Below are 5,705 nucleotides of genomic sequence, written 5' to 3'. Positions count from 1 at the left end.
GTGGATGCTGCAGGTGGACAGCAGCGAGTCGCCGGCGCTGCGGCGGAAGCCGGGCCGGTTCATGAAGGCCTGCACATGGGTCGCCTCGCCGCAGAAGTGGCGCATGACGCTGAGCGGGTGGGACATGAAGGCCTTCATGTGGAAGTACGGGAAGTTGGCGACCTTCCTGGAGCCGGGGGCCTTGTAGCTCTCGGGCTCGGCGCCCTGGAAGCCCATCTTGCACAGGCAGTAGACCAGCTCGCCCAGCTTGCCCTCGTTCTGGAGTTCCTTGGCCTTCTGCGCCGGGGGGGTGAAGAAGTGGTTGAGGTCACAGCCCAGGTACACGTCCATGGCGTCGGCCAGGGCCACCATCTCGCGGGCCTGCTCGACATCGCTGGACAGGGGCTTCTCCACCAGCACGTGCTTGCCGGCTTCCATGGCGATCATGGCCGGCTCGTAGTGCCAACTCCCATTCTCCAGCCCGCCGGTGCACACGTCCACCATGTCCAGTTCTTCGTTCTCGAGCATGTCCTCGAGGTTGTAGTACGCCTTGGCGCCGAACTGCTCGGCGGCCTTGTCCGCGCGCTCCTTGACGGCGTCGCAGATGGCCACCAGGTCCGCCAGCTCATCCGACTTGTGCGTCGGCGCATGCGAATAGCCGATGCCGTTCATGCCTACAATGCCAACTCGTACAGCCATGTCAGTCCGCCTCCCGTAATTGTGCCCAAGCACATCTATCGTTCGCGTTGGGCCTGGCGCCCGTGTTCGGCTTCCCAGGCCTGCAGGTAGTGTAGCAGGTAACCGATGCCCAGCGCCCCCAGGACCGAGATCAGCCCGGCCCACAGGACGCCCTCATAGTACTGGCCGCTGGTGAAGCAGGCCCCGGCGATGCGCCAGATGAGCACCAGCATGATGACCCCGACCGCCAGGATCGTCGCGCACGAGCCGGAGGCCGGCTGGTCCACCATCTGCCCGCCGCTGACATCCGTGGGGGGCAGGCCCAGGAGCGGCGCGCTGTTGCCGGCGGCGGTGCCGCCGTTGCTGCGGTACCAGTCCCGCAAGCGGACGAACAGCTCCACCGTCGCGCGGCGAGCGCCGGCGATGCTGCCGGCCTCCCGGCTCTCCAGCGAGAACGTCCGGCTGACTTCCCGCGGCACATGCCAGTGGATGATGACGCGCTGCAGCCCGCCCTCGGGCGGCGCCATGTCCAGGTGGTCGATCAGATCGTGCGGCAGCGCCCACTCGAACTCGTCGCCCCGGTAGACCAGGGCGCCCTCGTCGAAGCTCAGGAAGCCGATGTCCCGGTCTGTTTCGCCCTGCCAGACCCGAAAATCCTGCCCCGGCGAGAAGCCGACGAAGGCTGCCCCCTCGAGCGGGTGGTCCGCCAGTCGCTGCGCCAGCCGCCGGCGCAGCCCGGCATTGCCCGCCAGCCCCAGCGAGTTCTGCGTCAGCCACGGCAGCAGGCCGCCGAGCACGAAGGCGGCCAGCGCCACTGCCGCAGGCGCCGGGCCGCTGGGCTGGCTTCCCAGCGCCTGGATGGCCAGCAGCCCCAGGACAAACGGGGCGGCGCCGGCCAGCATCGTCACGGTCGCCGCCATGACGCGCACGCGCTGCTTGAAGGTCGGGGTGAAGTACTGGGCCATGGTCGTGGGAGCGCGGCTCTCCAGAGCCGCCCTCTTCGCTTCCCTGCGGCTCTGGGGAGCCGCGCTCCTTACAGCATTTCCAGCACGGCGTCAGCCATGAGGGGGCCGGTGTCGCGGGCGTAGCGAGCGCTGGTGCCCTCGTAGGCGCCGCCGTCAAAGGCCTCCGGCGTCGGGACATAGCCGATGCAGTCGTTCGCCAACTCCACCACAAAGGTGTGCCTGGCCGAGGACCGCTCGCGCAGCAGCAGCCCATACTCGACGAAGAACTCCGCCGGGATGCCGAAGAGCGCCAGGTCGCCCAGACGCATGGTCTGCACCTCGATGGGCTCGGCGGTCTGGCCCTGCTCGTGGCGCGCCAGATGCGTGCGGGCGCGTACCTTCGGGTACGCGCGGTCCGGGATGCGGTCATCGGCGAGCAGCTGGCGCAGTTCCGCCAGCTCCGCCTCGGAGTACGGGCGGCGCTGCAGGTCGAGCAGCCGCGAACGGGCGGCCAGTGTCGCGACCTCCAGCGGCTCGGCGCTCCGCTCGATCTTGAGCACTTCACCGGCCAGCATCATCCCCATCATCCGCGCGTGGTCATACCCGCCCTGCCGCTTGTCGGCAAAGACATTGATGTGGTTGATATTCCCACAAGGGCCGTTGGCGAAGGGAATGACGAGCGAGCGTCCATAGGCCGCCTGCAGCGTCTCCCGCATCGCGTATGGGTAGTCGGCCGAAAACAGGAAGTTCCCGTTGCCCAGGACGTCCAGGTGGCAGGCGAAGTTGACCAGGACGGCCTGCAGGCCGGCCTCGGTCGTCACGTAGAGGGCGCCGACCGCCGGGTCCCTGGGGCCGTCCACCCGGGCGATCTCCGGGTTGCCCACTCCGGGATTGGTGCGGACCGAGCCGTCCTTCATCAGGTAGCGGCGGTTGTACGAGATGCGGTCCTCACGGCCCCATCCCACCCGCAGCGAGCACGGCTGCAGGTCGGCCGCCGCCGCGATGACCGCCCCGGCCAGTCTGGCTGCCAGGAGGTGAAAGTACTCCTCGTCGCGCGGCTCGGAGCCCCCCGAGTGCATAGTCGGCCCAGCGTGGGTATGGGTGCCCCAGAGCATCAGCCGCTCCGGGGGCAGACCGAGGGCGACCTGCGTGCGCTCGCGGACCAGACTGGTCAGCTCGCCCGGAACGCAGATCAGATCGCAGCCGACCAGCGCCAGACGCTCCTGCCCCAGAGCGAAGACCAGAGCCTGGGCGGTCAGCGGGTCATGCAAACCATGGGCCGGACGGCGGTTGAAGTGCCCCGCCAGGTAGACGCCCAACGGGGGCGTAATGTCAACGCGGGCACAGCCCACGTGCAGCGTGTCGGACACGGAAATCCTCCTGCCAAAGCCACGGCCGGTTGTGAGTCACAGGGGCCCGGCCTGGGCCGGACCCCCATCGCTACCCCGGGATAGCGCGCTACCGCGACTGCAGCTTGAAGTCAGCGGTCAGGACCTCACCGGCGGTGAGGGTCACGTCCGCAGTCTGAGCCCGGTAGCCATACTTGAAGCCGTAGAGGCTATGCGTGCCGACCAGCCCGAACAGATTGTAGGCGCCGGCGGCGGTCGTCTCGGTCGCCAGCGACGACCAGGCGAACCAGGGCTGCGTCCGCAGTGTCCCCAGGCTCGAGGCCAACTCGTCCCGGCGGTCGGAGCTGACTTCCGGCCCAAAGGGGGTCGCCAGGTCCAGCGCCACCAGCGCCGAGGCCAGCACGCCGCCGCTCTTCTTCGCCACGGTGCCCTGGACGTTGGGCGGCTCCGCCGCCGTCTCGTCCGGCGGCAGCAGCAGGTTGACATCATCCGGGCTGTTGCCCGACGACACCTGCGCGATCTTCACATCGGTGAGACAGCCGGGATAGGCGGCGGTCACGATCCAGGGCTGCTCAAACGAGGCGGGGCCCAGCTTGTAGTACCCATTCTCGTCGGTGAAGCCCATCATCACCACATCGGTGTCGTTCTGGGGGGGCAACGTGACCTGGCGGCCGGTGCTCTGCTTGATCAGCTCGCCACCGCCGGAGATGGCGGCCACCCGTACGCCCGCCAAGGGCACATTGATGTCGCCAACCTGGCGCCGCAGCCGCCCCGAGATGGTGCCGCCCTCGATCATCGTGACGCTGCCCAGGTCCAGAGAGCCGGACGCGCTGATGAACACGTGCTTGTGGAAGCCGATCTTCTTGTCCGTATCGGCCAGGGTCAGCAGATGGTGGCCCGTCGGTAACCCCTCCAGGTTCAGCGACCCGTCGGAGTCGGGGTGTCTGCCGGTATTGTGGCCATCGAAGTACAATGTGTACTCCGTGCTGTCCTTGCCGAACGAGACCAGGTCATCCACTTCCGCCACCAGCGCACCGACCGCCAGCGCCTTGAAGACCAGCGCCAGCAGGGCGCCGGCACAGCCGGAGAGCAGACAGATGATCAGGATGGCGGCGGGCAGCGATGCATACTTCGACATGGGTCTCACCCTTTCGCGAACATCACGTCTATCTTCCGCACAGCGGGAGAATCACCTGCACATGATACCAGTGGACCCCCGGTTCGGCCACAGGTTCCCCGGTGTCGGAAGAGGGAAAGCCGTTGGAGAGCCGCTCTCCAGACCCGCAGCCGTTGTCGTAACCGCGTGCGGCTCTGGAGAGCCGCGCTCCGACGACACCCGGCCCGGCGGCGCAGGGCTTGTGGGGTCACAGCGCGAATAGCCTGGCGGAGGGTGATGCAAATGACGTCACGCGAGCGCGTGCTGGCGGCCCTGGCCCATTGTGAGCCGGACCGCATCCCCGTGGACCTGGGGGCCTCGGAGTCGTCGGGCATCCACGGCATCGCCTATGGCCGCCTCAAGCAGCACCTCGGAATCACCGGCGGCCACACGCAGATCTATGACCTGTCGCAGATGATCGCGAAGGTCGAGCCCACGGTATTGGACCACGTGGGGGCGGATGTGTTGCCGCTGCTCATCGAGCCCCGCCGCTGGCAGGCGTGGCAGCTCATGGACGGCTCGGCGTGCGAGGTGCCCGCCGGGGCCGACTTGCGCCGCACCGCTCGCGGTGGCCTCGAGCTGTGGGCTGACGGCGGCTGCGTGGCCGTGTGCCCGCCCGGCTCGTACTATCTGGACACCTGCGCCCACCCGCTGGAGAAGGCCGCCTCGCCCGCGGACATCGAGGCCGGGCTGGCGCACCTGCGCAGCTTCGACTGGCCCGCCTGCAACGACGAGAGCTACGACGACCTGCGGGCCAAGGCCCAGGCGCTGCGGGCCGGCAGCGACCGGGCCATCGTCGGTAACCTGTGGGTGCACGTCTTCGCCGCCGGGCAGGCCCTGCGGGGCTTCGAGAACTTCATGATGGACCTGCTGGCCGACAAGAGCCTGGCCCACGCCCTGATGGGGCGTCTGGTGGACTGCTACGAGGAGCGCGTCGCGCAGTACGTGGCCGCCGTCGGGGAGTACTGCGACATCATCCAGGTCAACGACGACCTGGGCACCCAGAACGGACTGCAGGTGTCGCTGGCCACGTATCGCGAAATGGTCAAGCCCCACCACGCTCGGCTGTGGCGACGCATCAAGGACCTCAGCGGCAAGCCGCTGCTGCTACACTCGTGCGGCTCGATCTACGAGGTCATCCCCGACCTGATTGAGATGGGCGTGGACGCCATCAACCCGGTGCAGGTGGCGGCGGCGAACATGGACAGCGCGAAGCTGAAGCGCGAGTTCGGCCGCGACTTGACCTTCTGGGGCGGCGGCTGCGACACTCAGACTGTCCTCGAACGCGGCACGCCGCAGGATGTCCGCGAGGAGGTCCGGCGCCGCTGCGGCGACCTGGCCCCCGGCGGCGGCTTCGTCTTCTGCCAGGTCCACAACATCCAGCCGACCGTGTCGCCCGAGAACGTGATGGCGATGTATGAGGCCGTAGCGGACCTGAGCGGCTAGAGATCGCTGAGCTGGAGAGGCTGAAGAGGATAGAGGCAAGGATACAGAGGATGGGGGGAAGGGGAAGACAGAAGAGGCGGGAGGGGAAGAAGAGAAGGGCTGGCGTGGGAGCTGTCACCGACCGCGACTGCTTCCCGATCAGGGTCGCGGTCG

5 protein-coding genes are annotated in these 5,705 nt (G+C 68.1%); 1 reads left to right on the top strand and 4 read right to left on the bottom strand.

What is annotated here, in order from left to right; translation table 11 throughout:
* The 4 genes from LLH23_08885 to LLH23_08870 form a co-directional block, all read right to left on the bottom strand.
* Nucleotides 1-678, bottom strand: a 678-nt coding sequence (locus tag LLH23_08885; GenBank protein MCE5238594.1) for a Gfo/Idh/MocA family oxidoreductase, incomplete at its 3' end; no start/stop codon positions are given.
* Between the two features lie 35 nt (nucleotides 679-713).
* The gene (locus tag LLH23_08880) at nucleotides 714-1,622 is read right to left on the bottom strand and encodes a hypothetical protein (protein MCE5238593.1); all 909 of its coding nucleotides are present in this window, start codon (nucleotides 1,620-1,622) and stop codon (nucleotides 714-716) included.
* A 68-nt stretch (nucleotides 1,623-1,690) separates the two neighbouring features.
* Nucleotides 1,691-2,971 (bottom strand): hypothetical protein, encoded by a 1,281-nt coding sequence (locus LLH23_08875; protein ID MCE5238592.1) that lies wholly within the window; start codon nucleotides 2,969-2,971, stop codon nucleotides 1,691-1,693.
* Between the two features lie 88 nt (nucleotides 2,972-3,059).
* Entirely contained in the window at nucleotides 3,060-4,088 is a 1,029-nt protein-coding gene (locus LLH23_08870; GenBank protein ID MCE5238591.1) for a hypothetical protein, read from the bottom strand.
* A gap of 261 nt (nucleotides 4,089-4,349) precedes the next feature.
* On the opposite strand from LLH23_08870, the gene LLH23_08865 reads away from it, so the two are divergent.
* Complete coding sequence (locus LLH23_08865; protein ID MCE5238590.1) at nucleotides 4,350-5,552, top strand: methyltransferase; 1,203 nt, start codon at nucleotides 4,350-4,352, stop codon at nucleotides 5,550-5,552.
* Nucleotides 5,553-5,705 lie beyond the last annotated feature (153 nt).

The organism is bacterium (genome assembly GCA_021372615.1).
GTDB lineage: Bacteria > Armatimonadota > Zipacnadia > Zipacnadales > UBA11051 > JAJFUB01.
This window is presented reverse-complemented; position numbering and strand designations above follow the sequence as displayed.

Excerpts from the sequence above, each read along its gene's own strand:
- LLH23_08880 (MCE5238593.1), bottom strand. The coding sequence starts at position 1,622 with ATGGCCCAGTACTTCACCCCGACCTTCAAGCAGCGCGTGCGCGTCATG.
- LLH23_08870 (MCE5238591.1), bottom strand. The coding sequence starts at position 4,088 with ATGTCGAAGTATGCATCGCTGCCCGCCGCCATCCTGATCATCTGTCTG.
- LLH23_08865 (MCE5238590.1), top strand. The coding sequence starts at position 4,350 with ATGACGTCACGCGAGCGCGTGCTGGCGGCCCTGGCCCATTGTGAGCCG.